The sequence below is a fragment of the Pseudomonas sp. UM16 genome, assembly GCF_050312595.1.
In the GTDB taxonomy this organism is placed as follows: Bacteria; Pseudomonadota; Gammaproteobacteria; order Pseudomonadales; family Pseudomonadaceae; genus Aquipseudomonas.
In genome coordinates, this window is sequence record NZ_JBNPJT010000010.1 from 47,369 (window position 1) to 63,585 (window position 16,217).

Annotated in this window: 16 protein-coding genes and 1 pseudogene; 8 read left to right on the forward strand and 9 right to left on the reverse strand. The window is 57.9% G+C overall.

Going from position 1 to position 16,217, the window contains the following annotated elements:
- The first annotated feature begins 7 nt into the window (after nt 1-7).
- Nucleotides 8-1,348 carry an amidohydrolase gene (locus ACQRAX_RS13500; protein ID WP_412038587.1) on the forward strand — a complete coding sequence of 447 codons (1,341 nt, stop codon included), beginning with the start codon at nt 8-10 and terminating at the stop codon, nt 1,346-1,348.
- Between the two features lie 61 nt (nt 1,349-1,409).
- Here the strand turns inward: ACQRAX_RS13500 and ACQRAX_RS13505 are convergent, their stop codons facing one another.
- A complete protein-coding gene (locus ACQRAX_RS13505) occupies nt 1,410-2,723 on the reverse strand; it encodes a methyl-accepting chemotaxis protein (RefSeq protein WP_412038586.1) in 1,314 nt (437 codons plus the stop codon).
- Between the two features lie 178 nt (nt 2,724-2,901).
- Between ACQRAX_RS13505 and ACQRAX_RS13510 the strand changes: the two genes are divergently transcribed.
- Nucleotides 2,902-4,116 (forward strand): glycosyltransferase family 4 protein, encoded by a 1,215-nt coding sequence (locus ACQRAX_RS13510; protein WP_412038585.1) that lies wholly within the window; start codon nt 2,902-2,904, stop codon nt 4,114-4,116.
- Here the strand turns inward: ACQRAX_RS13510 and ACQRAX_RS13515 are convergent.
- The 3 genes from ACQRAX_RS13515 to ACQRAX_RS13525 all read right to left on the reverse strand — a co-directional run bounded on the left by ACQRAX_RS13515 (nt 4,085) and on the right by ACQRAX_RS13525 (nt 6,477).
- Nucleotides 4,085-5,188, reverse strand: a complete 1,104-nt coding sequence (locus ACQRAX_RS13515) for an NADH:flavin oxidoreductase (protein WP_412038584.1) — start codon at nt 5,186-5,188, stop codon at nt 4,085-4,087. The two genes, ACQRAX_RS13510 and ACQRAX_RS13515, sit on opposite strands and share 32 nt — an antisense overlap.
- A gap of 165 nt (nt 5,189-5,353) precedes the next feature.
- Nucleotides 5,354-5,836, reverse strand: a complete 483-nt coding sequence (locus ACQRAX_RS13520) for a glutathione peroxidase (RefSeq protein ID WP_412038583.1) — start codon at nt 5,834-5,836, stop codon at nt 5,354-5,356.
- A gap of 155 nt (nt 5,837-5,991) precedes the next feature.
- Nucleotides 5,992-6,477, reverse strand: coding sequence for an FKBP-type peptidyl-prolyl cis-trans isomerase (locus tag ACQRAX_RS13525; protein ID WP_301840838.1), 486 nt, complete (start codon nt 6,475-6,477; stop codon nt 5,992-5,994).
- Here ACQRAX_RS13525 and ACQRAX_RS13530 point away from each other — a divergent pair.
- The 4 genes and pseudogenes from ACQRAX_RS13530 to ACQRAX_RS13545 form a co-directional block, all read left to right on the forward strand.
- Nucleotides 6,446-6,562: pseudogene (locus ACQRAX_RS13530) on the forward strand (DUF3565 domain-containing protein); the annotation flags it as partial. The gene ACQRAX_RS13525 and the pseudogene ACQRAX_RS13530 sit on opposite strands and share 32 nt — an antisense overlap.
- 110 nt (nt 6,563-6,672) lie before the next feature.
- Nucleotides 6,673-8,769 carry a phosphate acetyltransferase gene (gene pta, locus ACQRAX_RS13535; protein ID WP_412038582.1) on the forward strand — a complete coding sequence of 699 codons (2,097 nt, stop codon included), beginning with the start codon at nt 6,673-6,675 and terminating at the stop codon, nt 8,767-8,769.
- 2 nt (nt 8,770-8,771) lie between these two features.
- Nucleotides 8,772-9,674 carry an acyltransferase gene (locus tag ACQRAX_RS13540; RefSeq protein WP_412038581.1) on the forward strand — a complete coding sequence of 301 codons (903 nt, stop codon included), beginning with the start codon at nt 8,772-8,774 and terminating at the stop codon, nt 9,672-9,674.
- Nucleotides 9,675-9,841: 167 nt separating this feature from the next.
- On the forward strand, nt 9,842-10,420 hold the full coding sequence (locus ACQRAX_RS13545) for a hypothetical protein (protein ID WP_412038580.1): 579 nt from the start codon (nt 9,842-9,844) through the stop codon (nt 10,418-10,420).
- Nucleotides 10,421-10,484: 64 nt separating this feature from the next.
- On the opposite strand, the gene ACQRAX_RS13550 is transcribed toward ACQRAX_RS13545, so the two are convergent.
- The 3 genes from ACQRAX_RS13550 to ACQRAX_RS13560 form a co-directional block, all read right to left on the reverse strand.
- Nucleotides 10,485-10,787, reverse strand: a complete 303-nt coding sequence (locus ACQRAX_RS13550; RefSeq protein ID WP_412038579.1) for a DUF3077 domain-containing protein — start codon at nt 10,785-10,787, stop codon at nt 10,485-10,487.
- A 488-nt stretch (nt 10,788-11,275) separates the two neighbouring features.
- Nucleotides 11,276-11,554 (reverse strand): hypothetical protein, encoded by a 279-nt coding sequence (locus ACQRAX_RS13555; protein WP_412038578.1) that lies wholly within the window; start codon nt 11,552-11,554, stop codon nt 11,276-11,278.
- Nucleotides 11,555-12,093: 539 nt separating this feature from the next.
- On the reverse strand, nt 12,094-12,807 hold the full coding sequence (locus ACQRAX_RS13560) for a DUF4225 domain-containing protein (RefSeq protein ID WP_412038577.1): 714 nt from the start codon (nt 12,805-12,807) through the stop codon (nt 12,094-12,096).
- A gap of 276 nt (nt 12,808-13,083) precedes the next feature.
- On the opposite strand from ACQRAX_RS13560, the gene tssD reads away from it, so the two are divergent.
- The gene (gene tssD, locus ACQRAX_RS13565; protein ID WP_412038576.1) at nt 13,084-13,491 is read left to right on the forward strand and encodes a type VI secretion system tube protein TssD; all 408 of its coding nucleotides are present in this window, start codon (nt 13,084-13,086) and stop codon (nt 13,489-13,491) included.
- 113 nt (nt 13,492-13,604) lie between these two features.
- On the opposite strand, the gene ACQRAX_RS13570 is transcribed toward tssD, so the two are convergent.
- Both ACQRAX_RS13570 and ACQRAX_RS13575 read right to left on the reverse strand, forming a co-directional pair.
- Nucleotides 13,605-14,300 carry an OmpA family protein gene (locus tag ACQRAX_RS13570; protein ID WP_412038575.1) on the reverse strand — a complete coding sequence of 232 codons (696 nt, stop codon included), beginning with the start codon at nt 14,298-14,300 and terminating at the stop codon, nt 13,605-13,607.
- 96 nt (nt 14,301-14,396) lie between these two features.
- The gene (locus tag ACQRAX_RS13575) at nt 14,397-15,041 is read right to left on the reverse strand and encodes an MBL fold metallo-hydrolase (RefSeq protein WP_412038574.1); all 645 of its coding nucleotides are present in this window, start codon (nt 15,039-15,041) and stop codon (nt 14,397-14,399) included.
- A gap of 155 nt (nt 15,042-15,196) precedes the next feature.
- Here ACQRAX_RS13575 and dctP point away from each other — a divergent pair, with 155 nt between their 5' ends.
- Nucleotides 15,197-16,192: a C4-dicarboxylate TRAP substrate-binding protein DctP gene (dctP, locus tag ACQRAX_RS13580; RefSeq protein ID WP_412038573.1), complete on the forward strand. Its 996-nt coding sequence runs from the start codon at nt 15,197-15,199 to the stop codon at nt 16,190-16,192.
- Nucleotides 16,193-16,217 lie beyond the last annotated feature (25 nt).

Consider the following 16,217-nt stretch of genomic DNA (forward strand, 5'->3'; position numbering starts at 1 on the left):
TTACGCCATGACGTTGCGTCACCATCAGGGCCTACTTGCCCTTGCCGGCCTCAGCGCTTTTGCAGTACATGCCGCCCCAACCGATCTGAAAAGCCAAATCGACAGCCTGGTCAAACAGGACGAAGCGCAGATGATTGCGCAGTTCAAGCAGTTGCACCGTAACCCCGAACTGGCCTTTCAGGAGAAGGAAACTGCAGCCCAGGTGGCCAAGGCCCTGCAGGAGCAAGGCTTCGAAGTGAAGACGGCAATCGGTACTACGGGCGTGGTGGGTATCCTGCGCAACGGCCCGGGGCCGGTGGTGATGTACCGGGCCGACATGGATGCCTTGCCCATCAAAGAGGCTACTGGCCTGGACTACCAGAGTAACAAGGTCACGCCCTGGCTCGACAACCCCAGCCAGCCAGTCATGCATGCCTGCGGCCACGATGCGCATATCACCTGGTTAATAGAAGTGGCCAAAGTCATGGCCCAGCTCAAGGGACAGTGGTCAGGCACCCTGGTGCTGGTCGCCCAACCCGCCGAGGAACTGCTCCAAGGCGCGACCGCCATGGTCAACAACGGCCTCTATGACTTTGCCCCCAAGCCCGATGTGCTGGTGGCAGCCCACGTATCACCGGTCTACCCGGCCGACAGTGTCGGGCTGCGTGAAGGGCCGCGTCTGGCCGGCACTGACCAGATCGACATCGAGCTGCCAGGCCTCGGTGGGCATGGCTCAACCCCTCATGTGACCAAGGACCCCGTCGTGATGGGCGCCATGGCGGTCATCGGCTACCAGACCATCATCAGCCGCATGCTTGATCAATCCAAACCCGCAGTCCTTACTGTGGGTGCGTTTCAGGCTGGGGTAAACAACAACATCATCCCAGGCAGTGCCACGCTCAAACTCAACTTGCGCTGGTATGACCAAAAGGTGCGCGAACGCCTGATCGCCGGGATCAAGTCAGTGACCCATGGCGTGCTGGTAATGAACGATATGCCCGACAGCTACCAAGCCAAGTACACCATGAAGGGCTACTCCACCCCGGTCATCAATGGCAAGGCTCAGACCGAACTGGCACAGGCCGCGCTGGTGCACCAACTCGGCGCCGACAAGGTACTGCCTGGCGTACCACCGGTGATGGGCTCGGAAGACTTCCACATGCTGGCCAGCCCTTACCCGGACACCAAGGTGCTGTTCATCGAGGTGGGGTCGGGCAAACCCGATGTCTACAAAAATCTGGTCGAGAAACAGCAATTGCCAGCGGCGATGAACCACACGCCCGGCTTCGTCGTCGAGCTGCCCGCCATCGCCACTGGCGCTCGGGCAGTTAGCGCGACGCTGAGTGCCTTCTTCAATCAGCCACTCTGAGCTCGCCACGGCCGTCAGGCGCTGCAGCCCTGCGGGCTTCAGCACAGCCGGGCGGCAGCGGTTACCTGAGCTGGCTGGAGAACTGGCCCACGGCGTTGACCACCTTCTTCGCCCCTTCCTGGATCTCGACAATCACCGTGCCGGTTTCGCCCGCCAGACTCAGGCCTTGTTCGGCCTGACGTTTGCTGCTGTCAATGATATCCACCGCAGCCTTGGCGAGCTTCTCGTTCTGCTGCACCACCCGGGCGATTTCTTCGGTGGCAGTGCTGGTGCGCGACGCCAGTTGCCGCACTTCGTCAGCGACCACGGCAAATCCACGCCCCTGTTCACCGGCACGCGCGGCTTCGATGGCGGCATTGAGCGCCAGCAGGTTGGTCTGCCCGGCAATATCGCTGATGGTCTTGATGATCGAACCAATGACCTGCGACTGCTTGTCGAGCGCCTCGATACCCTCGGCCGCCTCCTGCATGTAGCCCTCCAGGCCGCGCATTACTTCAACGGTCTGGGTCACCACATCGGTAGCCTTGCGCGCACTGTTGTCGGTTTCCACCGAGGTGGTGTAGGCGATATCAGCCGCCTCGGCCACGGCCACTTCCTGATTGACCTGGTCGGTGATCACAGTGGCGAATTTGACCACTTTGTAGAGCACGTCGTGGGCATCGATGATCGGGTTGTAAGAAGCCTCCAGCCAAACCACCCGACCGTGCGCGTCCACCCGCTTGAAGCGCTCAGCGACAAATTCACCACGACGCAGGGTGTCCCAGAACGCCTGATAGGCCGGCGCGTTGTATTCCTCCGGCTCGCAGAACAAACGGTGATGCTTGCCGACCACCTGCTCCAGGCGATAGCCCATGGTCTGCAGGAAACGATCGTTGGCCGTCAGCACCTCCCCTTTTAGGTTGAACTCGATCACCGCAGTGGAACGCATCAACGCCTTGATCAGGCTTTCATGCTCACGCGAGGTTTCGATGGTGCGCGTCAGGTCACTGGAGTGCAGGGTGAAATACTGGATGCGCCCATTACTGCCCTTCACCGGTTGCAGAATCGATCGCAGCCAGGCTTCCTCGCCATTGCCACGCAGCAAGCGAAACGCGCCATTTAGGTGCTCGCCGCGGGTAATAGCGGTTTTCATGCGGGTGTAGAATTCCAATTGTTTGACATGCACCGGCACGATTTCTTCGATGTTGCGGCCAAGCAATTGATGGCCGCTGTACAGCATCTCCTTCTCGAAGTTGCTGTTGACCGATTCGATCCGCCCCTGAGGGTCGAGCTGCAACACCAGCATCTCGCTGTCCAGGCTGCTCTTGACCTGTTCAACGGACAACAGCTCTTCGCGCAGTTGCAGGTTTTCTTTTTTCAGTTTGCTGTTGAACATCAACGCTCTCCTGGAGCGAAATCGGTCATTCGAATACTTCTTCATCGGCTGATTGCCAGGCATTCTTGAGCGTATTGCTGGGAAATATTTTTCGCGTTCAAGCGCCAAAAATCGGACATCACAAATCAGTCATGGTTGTGTCACAGGGTCGCAATCGAGGCCGCCGAAACTGGTCTTCATGAGCGCACCAACCCTGCATGTCACCTTGATCAGCGAGACCTTCCCACCCGAGATCAACGGCGTGGCCAATACCCTTGGCCGCCTGATCGAGGGTTTGCGCCAACGCGGCCACCAGGTCGACCTGGTGCGCCCGCGCCAAGCCACTGACCCAGCCCATACAGGTGATGAGCAACTGCTTTGCCGCGGCTGGCCGGTGCCCGGCTATTCGGGGTTGCAATGGGGCCAGGTGTCGATGCACAAGCTGCTGCGCCGCTGGCGTCGGCAGCGCCCGGATGTACTGTACATCGCCACCGAAGGGCCCCTGGGCTTAAGTGCCCTGCGCGCAGCACGCCGACTGGGGATTGCCGTAGTCAGTGGCTTTCACACCAACTTTCAGCAGTACACCAGCGAGTACGGCCTGGGCCTGCTGACCCGATTGATTACGCACTATCTGCGCTGGTTTCATCGGCGTACCCACACCACCCTAGTACCCAGTATCAGCCAACGCCTGGAACTGGAGCGCCGTGGCTTCGATAACCTGACGTTGATGGCCCGCGGCGTCGACAGTCAGTTGTTCAACCCCGGCAGGCGAAATCAGACGCTACGTGAACAGTGGGGCCTGGCAAGTGATGACATTGCCTTGCTGTATGTCGGGCGCCTGGCAGCGGAGAAAAACCTTGGCGTGCTGCAGCACTGCCTGCACGCTGTGCGACAACAGAATCCACAGCGGCGCATCAAGTTGATTGTGGTCGGTGATGGGCCGCAACGCACTGCCCTGCAACAGCAACTGCCCGATGCCGTGTTCTGCGGTGCGCATCGCGATCAAGCCTTGGCCGAACACTATGCCTCGGGGGATATTTTTCTGTTCCCCAGCCTGACCGAAACCTTCGGCAACGTTGTGCTCGAAGCATTGGCTTCTGGGCTGGGCGTGGTGGCCTACGATCAGGCCGCCGCCGGCCAACACATCCGCCACGGCCACAGCGGCGCACTGGCCATGCCGGGGGACGTGGAGGCCTTCATTGATACTTGTAACTGGCTGGTGGAAGACGCAGAAGCCCTGCGGCGGGTGCGCCTGAACGCCCGTCAACACGCCAGTCGCCAAGGTTGGCCGGCGATTATCGAGCAGTTCGAACACCACCTGCGTGAAGCTTGTCACCTGCCGCAACAGCACAACACGGCCACACAGTCAGCCACGCTGGCGATCAAACCAGGGTCGTCAGCGCCTCGCGGCTGAACGGCAGAATGTCCTGCTCGCGACCATCACGAACCTTGGCAGCCCAGTCGGGATCAACCAGCAATGCCCGGCCGACAGCAACCAGATCAAACTCATCATTGCTCAGCCGGGTCAGCAGGTTTTCCAGACTGGCCGGCTGCGCTACCTTGTCGGTGGCAACCATGAACTGCAGGAACTCACCATCCAGGCCGACACTGCCGACAGTAATGGTTGGCTTGCCGGTAAGTTGACGAGTCCAGCCGGCCAGGTTCAGTTGTGAGCCTTCGAATTCCGGTTCCCAGAAGCGCCGGGTGGAGCAGTGGAAGATATCCACACCGGCGTCGACCAGCGGCTGCAGGAAGGCCCCCAGCGCCTCGGCGCTTTCGACCAGGCGCGCGCTGTAGTCCTGCTGCTTCCACTGCGAGAAGCGGAAAATGATTGGGAAGTCCGGGCCGACAGCAGCGCGTACCGCCTGGATCAGTTCAATGGCAAACCGCGAACGCCCGGCAAGATCACCACCGTACTGGTCAGTACGCTGATTGCTTGCCGCCCAGAAGAATTGATCGATCAAGTAACCGTGGGCGCCGTGAATTTCAACGCCGTCCATGCCAATGGCCTGAGCATCACGAGCCGCCTGGGCAAACGCTTCGATCACCTCATCGATATCGTTTTGGCTCATGCCGTGAACCAGGACCTGATCGTCCTTGAGTTTCTCGCTTGGCCCGTAGCCCGGCACGCTGGCGTCCGGTTCAGTACCCAAGCGCCGAACACTGCCCACATGCCAGAGCTGCGGAACAATCCGGCCGCCTTCGGCATGAACGGCTTCGACGACTTGCTTCCAGCCGGCCAGGGCATCATCACCATGGAAACGCGGCACGTTGGGGTAACCGTTGGCGGCCTTGTGGCCAACCGTGGTGCCTTCAGTGATGATCAGCCCGACGCCAGCGGCAGCACGCCGACGGTAGTATTCGACCACCTGAGCATGCGGTACACCACCGGGGCAAAAAGTACGGGTCATCGGCGCCATGACCACTCGGCTTGGCAGCTCGAGGGTGCCAAGCTGGACGGGGGTGAACAGTGCGGTGGTGGACATGCGGCGCTCCAAAGAAGTAGGAATGCGCCTGAGGATAGGGCCGGCTGTGTACTTGGCCCAGTACTATTGATTTGAGTGATTTAGATGCATCGCGGGGTGTTCACCGCCAACAAGGCCGACTCCCACAGTGTAGGAGCCGGCCTTGCTGGCGATGAGGCCATCGAATCAGCCCAAGGCTTTTTCAATGGCTTGTACAACCGTCGCATCATCCGGCGCAGTACGTGGCGAGAAACGCGCCAGCACCCGACCATCCTTGCCGACCAGAAACTTCTCGAAGTTCCAGGTGATGTCGCCAGGGAACTCAGCCCCTTCACCGGCCAGCAAACGATACAGCTGATGGCGGTCATGGCCATTGACCTCCAGCTTGCTGCCCAGCGGAAAGGTCACACCGTAGTTCGTGCTGCAGAACTGCTGGATTTCTTCTTCGCTGCCCGGCTCCTGCCCGGCAAACTGATTGCACGGCAGGCCCAATACGCTGAAGCCCTGCCCCTTGTATTGCTGATACAGGTTTTCCAGCGCCGCGTATTGCGGGGTCAGGCCACACTTGGAGGCGACATTGACCACCAGCACCACCTGGCCTTTGAATGGCGCCAGAGGCAACTCCTGGCCATCGAGCGCCTGCAACTTCAGGTCGTGAAATGCACTCATGACGTACTCCCCTCTCCAGATCCCGGTTGCCGCTGCGGGCTGCAAGCAGTAACACCAGCCCATTAAAAAAGCGCCCTGCCAAGCCGTCTTCCCCTTGTGGAGTGCGACGGACTTGCCCGGGCGCCTTCGCGACTCTCTGAGCTTAGCGCAGAAAATCAGTGCTGATGGCCACCTTCGCCATGAACATGGCCATGGGCTACTTCTTCTTCGCTGGCGTCACGGATGTTGACGACCTTGACCTTGAAGTTCAGGCGCTGGCCAGCCAGCGGGTGGTTGCCATCAACCGTCACGTCGTCGCCGTCCAGATCACGGATGGTAACGATCTGCATTTGGCCATCGGGGGCGGAAGCGTGGAACTGCATGCCCACTTCCAGTTGGTCAACGCCTTCGAACATGCTGCGGTTCAGGGTGCTGACCAGTTCGGCCAGGTATTCGCCGTAGGCGTCTTCTGGCTCGATGGCAACTTCCAGCTCGTCACCGGCGGTTTTGCCTTCCAGGGCTTTTTCCAGGCCTGGAATGATGTTGCCTGCGCCATGCAGGTAGACCAGCGGAGCGCCGCCGGCGGAGCTGTCGATGACCTCACCAGCGTCGTTGGTCAGGGTATAGTCGATGGAGACAGCCTTGTTGGCGGCGATCAGCATGGGGCGAGACCTTTTGCATAAGAATGTAGAACGAACAAGTGTAACCAACGCATCGCCTGAAAGCGAACGCAAGCCAGACAAACGGGTTGCCGAATACTTCATTCGGGCATTTTCCCGTGGCGGGTGCGCTGAGGGTACCGATAGCGATACCCTTGGCAATTGATTCTTTTGCACAGCTCATTTCGAGAAGCTCGCATGCAGACATTTTTCATCGCGCCGACTGACTTTGGTGTCGGCCTGACCTCCATCAGCCTGGGCCTGGTCCGCACCCTTGAGCGCGCCGGGCTGAAAGTCGGCTTCTTCAAGCCGATCGCGCAACCGCACCCTGGCGACACTGGCCCTGAACGCTCCACTGAACTGGTTGCCCGCACCCACGGCCTGAAGCCGCCAAAGCCGCTGAGCCTGGCCCATGTCGAGCGCATGCTTGGCGATGGCCAGCTCGATGAGTTGCTCGAAGAAATCATCACCCTGTACCAACAGGCGTGCGCCGGCAAAGACGTGGTCGTGGTCGAAGGCATGGTCCCGACCCGTCACGCCAGTTACGCCGCACGGGTCAACCTGCACCTGGCCAAAAGCCTGGATGCCGAAGTGATCCTGGTCTCGGCCCCGGAAAACGAAGTGCTCACCGAGCTCTCCGGCCGCGTCGAGTTGCAGGCACAACTGTTTGGTGGGCCGAAAGACCCGAAAGTGCTTGGTGTGATCCTCAACAAGGTACGTACCGACGAAAGCATGAGCGACTTCGCCGAACGCCTGAAGGAACACTCACCACTGCTGCGCGGCGGCGACTTCCGCTTGCTCGGCTGCATCCCCTATCAGGCCGACCTCAACGCTCCACGCACCCGCGATGTGGCCGAGCTGCTTGGCGCCCAGGTGCTCAACGCCGGTGATTACGAACAGCGGCGGATGAACAAGATCATCATTTGTGCACGCACCGTGGCCAACACCGTGCCGTTGCTCAAGCCCGGCACATTGGTGGTAACACCAGGCGACCGTGACGACATCATCCTCGCAGTGAGCCTGGCGGCCATCAACGGCGTACCTCTGGCCGGCCTGTTGCTGACCAGCGACAGCAAGCCTGACCCGCGCATCCTCGAACTGTGTCAGGGCGCGCTGCTGGCGGGCTTGCCGATTCTTTCAGTGAGTACCGGCTCGTATGACACGGCCAACCAATTGAACCAACTGAACAAGGAAATACCCGTAGATGACCGCGAGCGTGCGGAAATCATCACCGACTTTGTTGCCAGCTACCTCGATGCTGACTGGCTGCACCTACGCTGTGGCACGCCACGCGAACTGCGCCTGTCGCCAGCGGTGTTCCGCTATCAACTGATCCAGCGCGCTCAGCAAGCCAACAAACGCATCGTCCTGCCCGAAGGCGCCGAGCCGTTAACCGTACAGGCCGCCGCCATCTGCCAGGCCCGTGGCATCGCCCGCTGCGTACTGCTGGCCAAGCCCGACGACGTGCAGGCCGTTGCCCGCGCCCAAGGCATCAGCCTGCCCGAGGGCCTGGAAATCCTCGACCCGGACCTGATCCGTGAGCGCTATGTCGAGCCGATGGTCAGCCTGCGCAAAAGCAAGAGCCTCAACGCACCGATGGCCGAGCAGCAACTGGAAGACCCAGTGGTGATCGGCACCATGATGCTGGCCCTGGACGAAGTCGATGGCTTGGTCTCCGGATTGGTTCACTCCACCGCCAACACCATCCGCCCGGCCCTACAACTGATCAAGACTGCGCCGGGCTGTAGCCTGGTGTCGTCGGTGTTCTTCATGTTGTTCCCCGAGCAGGTGCTGGTGTACGGCGACTGCGTGATGAACCCGCACCCGAGCGCCAGCGAACTGGCGGAAATCGCTCTGCAAAGTGCCGACTCCGCCGAAGCCTTCGGCATCGCGCCACGGGTGGCGATGATCAGCTACTCCAGCGGTGATTCGGCCAGCGGCGAAGAAGTGGAAAAGGTCCGCGAAGCCACTCTGTTGGCCCAGGAAAGCCAACGCAGCCTGCAAATTGATGGCCCATTGCAGTACGACACTGCTGCCAACCTTGAAATCGCCCGGCAACTGGCGCCCAACAGCCAGGTGGCCGGCCGTGCGACGGTGTATGTGTTCCCCGACCTGAACACCGGCAATACCACCCACAAAGCAGTACAACGCAGCGCCGATTGCGTCAGCCTCGGGCCGATGCTGCAAGGCTTGCGTAAACCGGTCAACGACCTGCCGCGCGGCGCCCAGGTCGACGACATCGTCTACACCATTGCCCTGACCGCGATTCAGGCCAACCGCTCACTGGATAGCTGAACATGCTCGGATTTCTACCCGCGCCACTGCGCGGGGTCATTGCCTCGTTGCTGCTGGGGCTCAACACCATTGTCTGCTGCACGCCGTTGTTTATCGTCAGCCTGTTCAAGCTGTGCCTGCCGTTCGCGGCAGCGCAGCGCATCACTGATGAGCTGATGCGCCTTATCCATGAAGCCTGGATCAGCAACAACAACGCTTGGATCAACGTGTTGGGCAAGGCTCGCTGGCAAGTCGAAGGCCTGGCTGGGCTGGATTATCAGCACAGCTACCTGATCACCAGCAATCACCAGAGCTGGGTCGACATTCTGGTGCTGCAGTACGTACTCAACCGTCGTATTCGCCCGCTGAAGTTCTTTCTCAAGCAAGTGCTGATCTGGGTGCCGGTGATCGGCCTGGCCTGGTGGGCCCTGGGCTTCCCGTTCATGAAACGCTACTCCAAGGCCTACCTGGCCAAGCACCCGGAAAAGGCCGGCAAGGATCTGGAAACCACGCGCCGCACCTGCGCCAAGTTTCGCGGCAAGCCAACGGCGATTTTCAATTTTGCCGAAGGTACTCGCTTCACCCCGGCCAAGCATCGCCAGCAGCAGTCGCCGTACAAACACCTGCTCAAGCCCAAGGCCGGCGGCATTGCCTTTGTCCTCGATGCCATGGGCGAGCAGTTGCAGTCGATCGTCAACGTCACCCTTCATTACCCAGAGGGTGCGCCAGGGTTCTGGGACCTGCTGTGCGGACGGGTGAAACACTTCGTCGTACACCTTGAAGAATTGCCGATCCCGCAAGAGTTCCTGGGCAAAAACTACGATCAGGATGAAGCCTATCGCCTGGCCTTTCAGCAGTGGATCAACCAGCTGTGGCAAGACAAGGACGCACTGCTCGAACGTTTGCACCACACTCCATCCGCTTGATTGGCACGGACATTCACCCAAGCGGGAAGTTTTCTTCCCCTTGGGACTGAGGCAAATCAACAGAAAATCGCCTTGCCCTCCACGAATCGCCCTCCAGCATCTATGCTCTCTCGCAGACGTTTCGCACCTGAAGCTTCTCTATTTGCCATCACACGGAATGTAAGCCTATGAAACCGCTGCGCACCCTGACCCACGCCATTGCTCTTGCTTCGCTCATGACTGCAGCCAGTTTCTCGGTGCAGGCAGAAGATATTTTGATCAGTGGTACCGCGCTTGAAGATAATGTGGTGACCAAAGTGCTGGCCATCGATATGGATAAGCGCCTGGTAACGGTTGAAGGCCCCAATAACACCCAAGTGCCGATCCAGTTGACCGAAAAGGCCAAGGCCCTGAGTAACTTGAAAGTCGGCGACCAGGTCAATGTGCATGTCACCCGCTCCGTGGCCACCGTGCTCGACACCACTGTCGGTGGCGAACCGGGTGCCAGCAAAGAAGCCGGCGTGATCCGTGCTACCAAAGACAACCCGAACCCGGGTGGCGAAGCGTTCCGCCAGATCAAGATCACTTCGAAGATCACCAAGATCGACCTGAAAACACACGAAGTCACTCTGCTGCCGCCGGAAGGCCCGCAGAAGGTGGTCAAGGTTGAAGATCCGGAGCTGCAAGAGAAGATGAAGAACTTGAAAGTTGGCCAGACCGTCGACATGGTCTTTACCGATGTGCTGAAGATCACTACCAAGCACTAAACAGCTCCGTAGATACCCTTTTGCCCGGTAACGGGCAAGACGGTATCTACGGCTCAAGACGGCATTAACTCATCCCGCGACTCTCCAGCCCATCGAGCAACGAATCAATCAGCCCCTTGGCCATCTCTATCGAGTGCAAGGACGACTGGATAAACCCCCGCCCCGGTTCGCGGCAATACTCAACCGCCAATGGCCCAGTCAGGCTCGCACACTTCAGATACAGTGCCGCATGCACCAAAGCATCTTCGACATTGACCCCAGCACACACGGCAAATAACGGCGGATGCCCGACATCGCAGAGTCCGAAAGGGGTTTCTGTGGTTTCCAGTAGGTGGAATTTGGGTGGATCGGGAACGATTTTTTTCATGGTGAAGCTCCTTTTGAAATGGAGCCACCACCGAATCGTCGCCAAACGAATGGGTGGCGGCTGTACGCGGGTTGGCGAACCGAGACAAAAGGAAAACCCGGCAGGGCCAAAGCCCTCCCGCGCACAGCCACCATAAAAACTACGGTGAGATCTTTTGTTCACTCCGAGTCGCCAAACCCGATCGCTAATTTGTTAGCGACCCAGTGAGCCTAGTGGCGTATTTCCCCCGGAGCAATCATCTGCAGGGCGACAGACTTCGTAGGATAGGTCCTAGGACGTGCGTAACACCAGTGCGGGGCAAAATTCGGGCACAAAAAAAGGCTCTTCAAGGAATCCTGGGGACTATGATCCTTGAGTTGGATAACGGGGTTAAGGGTGGGATTCAAGCTCTGGAGTAGGGCAGCCAAATGATATTACAGATCAGCTATGGGGTAGCTGGATTTGGCAAAGCTAGCTCCTACCTTACCTTCCTAAGCGCGGGCTGAACCCTATGTTTTGGTTCGGACTGCCCGCCAATGGAAAATGACCATGGTCATTGAAAGAATGGTGATTGTGGGATGGTATTCAACGATACTCGGGGCAAATTGAAAAAACAGTAGCTTCTTGTTTTCCACAACATCAAGATAGAATGCGATCATTAAGGCGTTATAGACGAAGCTGAAAAATATTCCCCAGGGTATAAGTCGGGGCTTGATGGGGTAGCGTTTAAATAGCAAGGCAAAGGTTACGCCAAATAGTACAAAAATAGAAAATTCGACGATGTTCATTTTTGATATTCGTCATGAAGCTGTTTTGTTGTCATGGCATCGACCCCTGCTTGTTCGCGATTTAATTGCACCAAAACATGCAAATCATCACCCGATAATAATTATCAAGTGCGCATAAACTGCGCGAGAGTAGTATTCACCCTATTGAAGAGTCAAGGCGAATACCGATAAAAGGCTATTTGAGGCCTTTCTATGAACCATAGAATCTCCTGCCTCTTCTTTACAACATCAGCGCCGACTGGCAGCCTAGCAGTTGGCAGGAGCCTATGCTTTAGTTCGGAACGCCCACCAATGAAATAAGACCATGATCATTGAAGTTATAGAGATCACTGGATAGTACTCAGCAGCACTTGAGTCGAACTGAAAGCGTAGAAACTTCTTGTTTGCTACCGCGTCAAGATAAAATGCGATCATCAACGAGTTATAGATAAGGCTTGCGAATACTCCCCACGCGCTAAACCGGAGTTTGATCAGGCCACGATTCAAAAGCAAGGAAAGGGTGGTACTCATGAGTACAAATAAAGCAAATTCGACGATGTTCATTTCTTGTATTCATCATAGAGTTGTTCTGCTGTTATGGCATCCACCCCTATTTCCAATACTAATGTTTCTCTACTCATTTGCTTAAATGCTCTCTCACGGTCGGTCCTAATGAATCTGAATAGCCGCCACGCGTCAGGCTTTAACACTGGCTGCATAACTCCAGCTCCAGACAACGCAAGGTCCCCTACCAGGTACGCCATATTCCCACCGGCTTCGCTGTAGCCAAGCTGCTTTGCGGCGCCTTTATATGCTTTCCTAACGGGCCCTTGCACATCGCTGCGCGCTGAATACAAGTTCATTGCATTTTCATAGAGGTTGTTGCTGCCGTGCACCATCAGCGGAGCACCGAGAAATGCGCACATGGTGCCTGCGGAGCCATAACACACACCGGCCCCGGTCGTGATCTGTACTGCTCCACCTATCAGACCAATCGTCTGCTTGAAAATGCGGTTCGATTGACTGAGCAGACTCTGCTGTTCCGTTTTTAACTCGCGCAACCCCTCCTGCGGACTCAACCGCCGCTCCTCCACATCTCGCACTACCCGCCGTGCGTAATAGGCAAGCTCGCGATTGAACTGCATGCGCGTTTGGTCATCTTTCAGGTGTCGCGCACTGATCGTGCAGACGAAGCCGGTAAACTGCGCTGCGGCATGGCTGACTTCCCAGAAGTCATTCATGCTCAGTTTCGACTTGTCGCTCGGTTTCGCCATCACGCCTTCCTCCGTGAAAAGTAGTGGACGAAGGGCTGTTCTTGAAACTTGCGGTTGAGCGACGCGAAGTAGTGATAGGCCATGCTACGTACTCCCTGTAGACGGAGCACGCAGGCTACGAGTTTTTTCGCCAAAGATATGTCGGACGCTTCTGAAAATCATCCATCCAAGGCTCGCTGCATGTAACAACTTTGAAATACTTTTCGGAAGCGTCTGACATACTCAGTCAGCACTTAAGTAATAGTCTGCGTGTTTTACTTACAAGGAGTACGCACGTTGGCTCATCACGGCTATCTGTCGATCACTGGCAAGAAACAGGGACTGATCTCCGCCGGCTGCTCCGGCCTGGACTCCATTGCCAACAAGTGTCAATCCGGGCATCTTGACGAAATCATGGTGCTTTCCTTCGCTCACAACCTTTCCAATCTCGACAACACCAAACATGCAACTCATCACCCGCTGATCATTATCAAGTACATTGATAAGTCGACCCCTTTGTTAGCGCAAGCGGTGGCCAGTCGTGAAGTTGTTGATTGCACGCTGAACTTTTATCGCGTGAGCCTGAGCGGCCAAGAGGCCCAGGAACACCTTGCCATCCGCTACAGAGACATAAGCTGGTCCCACCACACTGCCTCTACTTCTGGGCATGCCTCTTGGGGCGTAACCCCATGGGATGGTCAGTGACAACAGCACTGAGGTCCCGTCCATTTCTGCAAACCAACAGGCTGCAGGCCCGGGATTGCGTAATGAACCGAAAAAAGGGGAGCCAAGCTCCCCTTTTTCACCTCGGCAGAAACTTACTGGTACTGCTGACCAGGAATCGGCTTGAGGTTGACCTCAACCCGACGGTTCTGCGCACGGCCATTGGCGTCGCCGTTGCTGGCAATCGGCTGATCCGGGCCCAGGCCACGAGCGCTGACGCGGCTGGCGTCGATACCTTGCGAGGTCAGGTAGCTGACCACCGACTGTGCACGACGCTGGGACAGGTCCATATTGTGCTGGCGGCTGCCGGTGCTGTCAGTGAAACCGACCACTTCAATGGTGTTCTGGTTGTACTGCTTGAACGAGTTGGCCAGGTTGTTCAGCGGCGAGTAGAAACTTGGGGCGATGTTCGCCGAATCGGTGGCGAAGGTGATGTTGCCCGGCATGATCAGCTTGATCTGATCACCTTGGCGCTGAACTTCAACACCGGTGTTGGCCATGCTGGCACGCAGCGCGGCTTCTTGTTTGTCGGCGTAGTAGCCGTAACCGGCAGCAGCGGCACCCACAGCGGCAGCGCCGATCAGCGCACCCTTGCCACGGTTGTCGTGATCGATGGCAGCACCGGCAATCGCACCGGCCAGCGCACCCAGACCGCCATACTTGGCGGTTTTGCTCATCCCGGTGGAGCCTTGTTGCGCCTGACCCTGGCTGTCGTACGGATTCTGGTTGGCGCAACCGGACATCAGCGCGGCAACGGTAGCGACGATAATCAAACGACGCATGGTGAACATTGACAAGCTCCTACTGTAATTCGAAAGTGCAGGCGACCGCTTTGCGGTTCTGTGCCAGCCTTGGATCGCGAAAGGGCAAAAAAATTCCCTGAAAAATCAGGCGCGCACAAAAGGATTCTGGCGCATCTCGTCACCCAGACGGGTATCGGGCCCATGACCGGTGACCACCGTGGCGTCCTCATCCAGGCTGTACAAGCGCTGTTTGATCGAACGAACGATGGTCGCTTGGTCCCCGCCCCACAAATCAGTGCGACCAATGCCGCGACGAAACAAGGTGTCGCCGGCAATCAACAGCTTGGCCTCGGCAAACCAGAAACTCATCGAGCCCGGCGTGTGCCCAGGGGTATGCAGCGCCACACCGCAACCGCAAGCCAGCTCTTCATCGTCAGCCAACCAGCGGTCTGGCGACGGCACCGGGGTATAAGGCACGCCAAACATCTGGCATTGCATTTCCAGGTTGTCCCAGAGGAACTGGTCGTCCTTGTGCAAGTGCAAGGTGGCGCCCGTCTTTTCCTTCAGTTGCCCGGAGGCGAGGAAGTGATCCAGGTGAGCGTGGGTATGGATGATACTCACCACCTTCAGGCCATGGGCGTCCAGGCGGGCAAGGATCTGCTCATGGTTACCGCCCGGGTCGACGACGATGGCTTTCTTGCTAATCGGATCGCCGATGATGGTGCAGTTGCACTGCAAAGGACCGACGGGGAAGGTTTCGCGAATGAGTACAGGTTTTACAGGGTTCATACACGTTCCTGCGAAAGAGATGGCTTATTGTGCCCCCCGGTTATGGCCAGCCGCTACAGCAAATCTCGAATTGCCACCTAGACTTGCTGGGGTCAACCCTGCCTGCGCGCGTCAGTGCAAGGAGCAGTAATACAACAACAAGAGGAAGTACCTGGATGTTCACTCCCAAACTCAAGACGCTGGTTTGCGCACTCGCACTTTCGGCCACCAGCTGGGCTCAGGCCGCCGACCCGATCACCATCAAGTTTTCCCACGTCGTCGCCGACTCAACGCCCAAAGGCCAGGGCGCGTTGATGTTCAAGAAGCTGGTAGAAGAACGCCTGCCCGGTAAGGTCAAGGTCGATGTCTACCCCAACTCGTCGCTGTTTGGCGATGGCAAGGAAATGGAGGCATTGCTGCTCGGCGATGTACAGATCATCGCACCGTCACTGGCCAAGTTCGAGCAGTACACCAAGAAGGTCCAGCTGTTCGACCTGCCCTTCCTGTTCAACGACATCGAAGCCGTCAACCGCTTCCAGCTGAGCCCGGCCGGGCAAGGCCTGCTCAAGTCCATGGAAGACAAGAACATCACCGGCCTGGCTTATTGGCACAACGGCATGAAACAGCTGTCGGCCAACAAGCCGTTGCGAGTGCCTGCGGACGCCCGCGGCCTGAAATTCCGCGTACAGGCGTCGGCGGTGCTTGAGGAGCAGTTCAAGGCGGTGCGTGCCAACCCGCGCAAGATGAGCTTCGCCGAGGTTTACCAGGGCCTGCAGACCGGCGTGGTCAACGGCGCGGAAAACCCTTACTCGAACATCTACAGCCAGAAAATGCATGAGGTGCAGAAATACATCACCGAGTCCAACCATGGCGTGCTGGACTACATGCTGATCACCAACACCAAGTTCTGGAACGGCTTGCCGCCAGATGTGAAGCCAGAGCTGGAGAAAATCATCACCGAAGTAACTGGACATGTGAACAAAGAAGCCGAAGCCCTCAACCAGGGCGACAAGGAACGTATCCTGGCGGCCAAAACCACCGAGATCATTACCCTGACGCCAGAGGAGCGGGAGCAATGGCGCACAGCGATGAAGCCGGTGTGGAAGAAGTTCGAAGGTGAGATCGGTGCCGACCTGATCCAGGCGGCCGAGGCGGCCAACCAGGCGCAGTAAGCCCGCAAACAGCTGCCGCCGACAA

Coding starts and splice junctions, on each gene's coding strand:
- ACQRAX_RS13500 (WP_412038587.1), top strand. CDS start 8: ATGACGTTGCGTCACCATCAGGGCCTACTTGCCCTTGCCGGCCTCAGC.
- ACQRAX_RS13505 (WP_412038586.1), bottom strand. CDS start 2,723: ATGTTCAACAGCAAACTGAAAAAAGAAAACCTGCAACTGCGCGAAGAG.
- ACQRAX_RS13510 (WP_412038585.1), top strand. CDS start 2,902: ATGAGCGCACCAACCCTGCATGTCACCTTGATCAGCGAGACCTTCCCA.
- ACQRAX_RS13515 (WP_412038584.1), bottom strand. CDS start 5,188: ATGTCCACCACCGCACTGTTCACCCCCGTCCAGCTTGGCACCCTCGAG.
- ACQRAX_RS13520 (WP_412038583.1), bottom strand. CDS start 5,836: ATGAGTGCATTTCACGACCTGAAGTTGCAGGCGCTCGATGGCCAGGAG.
- ACQRAX_RS13525 (WP_301840838.1), bottom strand. CDS start 6,477: ATGCTGATCGCCGCCAACAAGGCTGTCTCCATCGACTATACCCTGACC.
- pta (WP_412038582.1), top strand. CDS start 6,673: ATGCAGACATTTTTCATCGCGCCGACTGACTTTGGTGTCGGCCTGACC.
- ACQRAX_RS13540 (WP_412038581.1), top strand. CDS start 8,772: ATGCTCGGATTTCTACCCGCGCCACTGCGCGGGGTCATTGCCTCGTTG.
- ACQRAX_RS13545 (WP_412038580.1), top strand. CDS start 9,842: ATGAAACCGCTGCGCACCCTGACCCACGCCATTGCTCTTGCTTCGCTC.
- ACQRAX_RS13550 (WP_412038579.1), bottom strand. CDS start 10,787: ATGAAAAAAATCGTTCCCGATCCACCCAAATTCCACCTACTGGAAACC.
- ACQRAX_RS13555 (WP_412038578.1), bottom strand. CDS start 11,554: ATGAACATCGTCGAATTTTCTATTTTTGTACTATTTGGCGTAACCTTT.
- ACQRAX_RS13560 (WP_412038577.1), bottom strand. CDS start 12,807: ATGGCGAAACCGAGCGACAAGTCGAAACTGAGCATGAATGACTTCTGG.
- ACQRAX_RS13570 (WP_412038575.1), bottom strand. CDS start 14,300: ATGTTCACCATGCGTCGTTTGATTATCGTCGCTACCGTTGCCGCGCTG.
- ACQRAX_RS13575 (WP_412038574.1), bottom strand. CDS start 15,041: ATGAACCCTGTAAAACCTGTACTCATTCGCGAAACCTTCCCCGTCGGT.
- dctP (WP_412038573.1), top strand. CDS start 15,197: ATGTTCACTCCCAAACTCAAGACGCTGGTTTGCGCACTCGCACTTTCG.